We start from the raw sequence: 3,344 nt of genomic DNA, 5'->3' as shown, positions 1-3,344 counted from the left end.
GATGGTCGTCGCCGTTCGGGCTGCTCGCGCTCAGCGGGCCGTACCACCAGGACCGGATCCTGCCGCTGCTGATTCTGCTTGCTCTGACGCTGCTGGTGGCCGCCGGCACGGTGCTGGCGGCCGACCGGCGGGACGTCCGCGGCGGGCTGGTGGCGGCGAGCACGGGACGGCGGCCACGGCTACGGCTGCTCGGCAGTATGGAGACGTTCGCCGTCCGGCGCCTGCTGCGGCCGCTGACCGGCTGGGCCGCCGGGATCGGCGCCTACTACCTGCTCATCGGTCTGACGGCGGTGTCTGTCACCGAGTTCCTGGCCGACAATCCGGCCCTGGCCGACGAGGCGGCCAACGCCGGCTTCGCCGACATCGGCGCGGTCGAAGGGTTCGCCGCCACCCTCTTCGCCATCCTGGCCCTACCCGTCAGCGGCTTCACCGCGGTTCGGATGGGGGCGTTCGTCGCCGCGGAAACCGATCGCCGGTTGACGATGCTGGCGGCGCAGCCGGTCAGCAGGCTGCGCCCGTTAGGGGCTGAACTGCTGGTGACGGCGGCCGGCGCCGGCGTTCTCGTCACGGTCGCCGGGCTGGCCACCTGGTGCGGGTTCGCCGTGGTCGGCGGTGAGCTCAGCCTGCTCGCCGCCATGCAGGGCGCCTGGAATCCGCTGCCCATCATCCTTCTCAGCCTTGCCGTGGCTGCTCTCGCCGTCGGCTGGGCGCCACGGACCGTAGGGGTCGTGGGCGGGCTGCCTGCGACCGGCGGTTTCCTGCTGCTGGTGATCGCCGAGAGCATCGGTGCACCCGGCTGGATCCGTGACATCTCGCCGTTCGCGCACCTCGCGCCGGTTCCCTTGCAGGGCGCCGACTGGCCGGCGACAGCTGCAATGACGGGAACAGCCGTCGTTCTGACCGCTGTCGCGGCGGCTGGTTACCGGCGGCGTGACCTGCGGTTGTGAAGGCGAGGCGCCGCCGTTTCGAACGCAACGCAGCTGAACTCGCCGGTCTACTGAGCCGGACTGCTGAGCCGGCCGGGGAACGATTGCTGAGGTGGCTCTGTGCGATCTCGGATCGATCAGTCCGCACGGCACACAACGCGTCAGCGGCGCGGATGCCCAACTCCGGATCAGGAGTTCGTGCAGCGATCCGCGCATCAGCATCCCCCTGGCGGATGGCTGGTGATGCGTCTATTGAGAGACGTTTCATGACGGACTTCGAACCAATGGAGCCGAACGAGGCGTTCGCCGAGCTCGGCCCCTCAAGCTCGCCGAGGTCGACATCGAGACGCTGCTGGACACTATCGCCAGAAGGGACCGGAGGACGCTGGTGCCCGTGAGAGATCGTCGAGCCGACGGGACGTGGGCAGCTGAGCGAAGAGTAGGGTCGAGGTGGCCGTCCGCGACGGTATGCGTCGTGATTGACCCAGACCCCGTTGCTCGCATCGCAGGAGATCCCGCGGATCAGTGCACCACTTTCGCGAGGAGCGGTTGCCGTGGGGCACACCGATTCGTCTTTGTCCGGCGTGTGCACCTTCACCGGGCAGGATGGTATCTACGACGCGGTGGCTGACGACCATGAGTGCAGCACCGTGGCTGAAGTGGTCGCGGCGTGCCTGGCGGCGCTGGCGGATATCGACGGCGCCGCGGTGGCGATGATGACCGGCCCGGATGCCCGCCAGACCATCTATGCCAGCGACGTGGTGATCGCTGCGATGGAGGATCTGCAGTTCCTGTTGGGCCAGGGCCCGTGCTGGGAGGCGTTCACCACCGCCACGCCGGTGCTGGTGGCCGACCTGCAGCAGCACCCGTACCGGCTGCGCTGGCCGGCGTACCTGCCGGAAGTCAGCGCGCTGGGCGTGGCGGCGATCTTCGCGGTGCCGGTGGGTGTCGCCACGCTTCCGCTGGGGGTGCTCGACCTGTACCGGACGACTCCCGGGCCGTTGCGCCGCGAGCAAGCCCTAACTGCCTGCAGGTATGCCGACGCCGCCGCGCACGCGCTGTTCGCCACCGCGTCGCTCAGAGGGGAGATGGGCAGCGGTGACGGGCATCGCGACGAGGTCCACCAGGCCGTCGGGTTCGTCATGGCGCAGACACGCAGTGACACGCACGAGGCGCTGCTCCGGCTACGTGCGCATGCTTACGCCACCGAACGTTCCCTCGACGACGTCTGCCACGACGTCGTCACCCGCCGGCTACGCCTCACCCGGTGACATCCGACCCATGTAGAAGGCGGCCCAGGCCCGTGTCGTCACCCTCGCTCGGTAGGTGCCCGACACAGTCGTGTGCGTTCGTGAGCCCGCTCATCGGAGCCGGTCGAGCGTCCCGATAAGCCGACCCGTCAACGGACCCCGCGCCACCGGCTCGCCGAACCGTTGACCGATACGGGCATGCCCGTATCTCCATCCGGTACGCGCGCTGCTCCACCGACAAGCAAGACCTCGAAACGAAACCGGCAGAACCTGCTCGGTCGCGGTGTGAGCGCGGATCAGATCTGCCTGAACCGGGCGTACTCCGGCACCACCCCGGGACCGGCCCCGCCCCGGCCAGGTTCTCGCCGCGTTCCGTGTCGGCGATACCGGTAGCCCCGAACTCGGCCGCCTCGCCCGCTCCACCACGCCTGGCAGATCGATGACTCACTGGCTGCCGACAAGGCGCCTTGCACTGATCGCCCGCGAGGTTGACGGAAGCCGGCGACCCGACCATCATCGCCAACGTTTACCAGATTGAGCGGGTATGCCCTCGGGTCAAGTTACGGCGGACCGGTTCGAAGACGGGTACATTGACGCGGCGTGGGGTAGGTGCTGAGCAGGAACGGCGGCGTCATCATGATCGTGAACACCGTCGACGGCGGTGGTGGAGTGACGCGGATATGGGCCGCCGGCGAGATCGACTTTGCGACCGTCGCGCAGCTCGACACCGCCATGACGTCGGCCATCTCCGCGGCTGGCGCGGTGAGCGTGATCGTTGACATGGCGGATGTGACGTTCTGCGACTCGGCCGGTATCGCGGCGTTCGAGCGCAACCATTTTCTGGCTTCCCAGAGCGGTGTCGCCTTCCGGTTGATCAATGTGCAGCCGATCGTCAGCCGCGTGCTGGAGATCACCGGCATGCTGGACACCCTGACCCGGCCGTAGCTCGGTATCGCGCTGCACGGCCTGGAGGTGACCGTCTCTGCCGGTCGGCGCAGGACAGCGGGTGCCGGATCCGGACCGGGATTGGATGGCAGGTGAAAGGCCGTGCGGATGGCGCCGACGGTCGGGAGGTGATGCACTACATCGACACTGAGGCAGACGCCCGGGCCATGCTCCGCCCGATGGTTGATACTGTCCCGCCGAGGATGTCGGACTGGGCGCAGAT

The 3,344-nt window shown here is 68.5% G+C and carries 3 protein-coding genes; all 3 read left to right on the top strand.

What is annotated here, in order from left to right; genetic code table 11:
* Positions 1–947, top strand: a 947-nt coding sequence (locus AB0M20_RS33740) for a hypothetical protein (protein WP_364304391.1), incomplete at its 5' end; no start/stop codon positions are given.
* Positions 948–1,480: 533 nt separating this feature from the next.
* A complete protein-coding gene (locus AB0M20_RS33735) occupies positions 1,481–2,197 on the top strand; it encodes a GAF and ANTAR domain-containing protein (protein ID WP_364304390.1) in 717 nt (238 codons plus the stop codon).
* Between the two features lie 588 nt (positions 2,198–2,785).
* The gene (locus AB0M20_RS33730; protein ID WP_364304389.1) at positions 2,786–3,121 is read left to right on the top strand and encodes an STAS domain-containing protein; all 336 of its coding nucleotides are present in this window, start codon (positions 2,786–2,788) and stop codon (positions 3,119–3,121) included.
* Positions 3,122–3,344: the final 223 nt, after the last annotated feature.

It is taken from the genome of Actinoplanes sp. NPDC051633, assembly GCF_040681735.1.
Taxonomy (GTDB): domain Bacteria; phylum Actinomycetota; class Actinomycetes; order Mycobacteriales; family Micromonosporaceae; genus Actinoplanes.
The sequence above is the reverse complement of the archived record's forward strand: the minus strand, read 5'-3'. Positions and strand labels throughout refer to the sequence as shown.